Source organism: Campylobacter sp. BCW_6465 (assembly GCF_001762815.1).
Taxonomy (GTDB): domain Bacteria; phylum Campylobacterota; class Campylobacteria; order Campylobacterales; family Campylobacteraceae; genus Campylobacter_D; species Campylobacter_D jejuni.
The window spans coordinates 1,037-1,904 of sequence record NZ_MJXN01000108.1 but is presented as its reverse complement, the minus strand read 5'-3'; the positions used below and the strand labels follow the sequence as shown (position 1 = coordinate 1,904).

2 protein-coding genes are annotated in these 868 nt (G+C 32.3%); both read right to left on the bottom strand.

Features of this window, described 5'->3' with window-relative positions; all coding sequences use genetic code 11:
- The coding region (locus AJ886_RS08065) for a host-nuclease inhibitor Gam family protein (RefSeq protein ID WP_070287516.1) at nt 1-434 on the bottom strand (434 nt) is incomplete at its 3' end.
- Between the two features lie 106 nt (nt 435-540).
- Nucleotides 541-867: a DUF4406 domain-containing protein gene (locus tag AJ886_RS08060; RefSeq protein ID WP_261662874.1), complete on the bottom strand. Its 327-nt coding sequence runs from the start codon at nt 865-867 to the stop codon at nt 541-543.
- Nucleotide 868: the final 1 nt, after the last annotated feature.

Here is an 868-nt window from a genome sequence, read left to right as displayed (position 1 = left end):
TTTACAACTCTTTTAAGTCCAAGCTTTACTAAAGTAGTATCATCAAGCTCTACAATGGCATCTTTATTAAGCTCTTCTTTGTAAATGATGCATTCATTAAGGTTGTAACTTTTAAAGGCTTTGATTAAGTTTTCTAGTTTTTCTTTCACACGTGGTAAAGATACACTTTTACTTAAGCGATAGCCAATCTTGCCAAAGGTAAATTCTTTAGATCTTTTTTCGGCAAATTCATGCTTGTTATTTTCACAAAAAGTAGTGATACATTGCTCTATGTATCCAAGTTCATCACTTAAAACCTTAATCTCTCCTGCACGAGCTTCTTTAATCTCATTACAAGCTAAAGTTACCTCGCCATTAATCTTTTCTATTTTTACACTAAGTTCTGCCACTTTTTTAAGTGCAAGATTTACATCTTCAAAACTATTTATTTGCATTTAAATCTCCTTTAATTTATATTTTTTAATTTGATAATCCCAAAGAACTACGCCGTATCTTAAAAGTATTGCGTGTTTAGCTCTTTTCTTGATTATCCTTAAACCCTTATTGTAAGGGCAACTCCAAAACTAGCTCTTTAATGCCAAGCTTTTTAGCTAATGCTAATTCTTCTTGCATACCTTGTGAATATTTTGCATCTTTGTGTTTGCTAAGATAAATATAATCACACGCTTTTAAAAGCTCTAATCCCATTTGTAAAGCTTTGTCTCTGTGCTTGTTTTCATCCAAATAACTAAATTGTAGTATGGGTGAAACAGGCACAAAACCTTCACATTCACGCATAATTTTTAAGCATTCTTGCTGGGCTATGCTAATAGCTTGTGCTTTTCTTTGACTTTCTCTTACAGCTAAAGCTTTGTAAGGAGAAGCGATA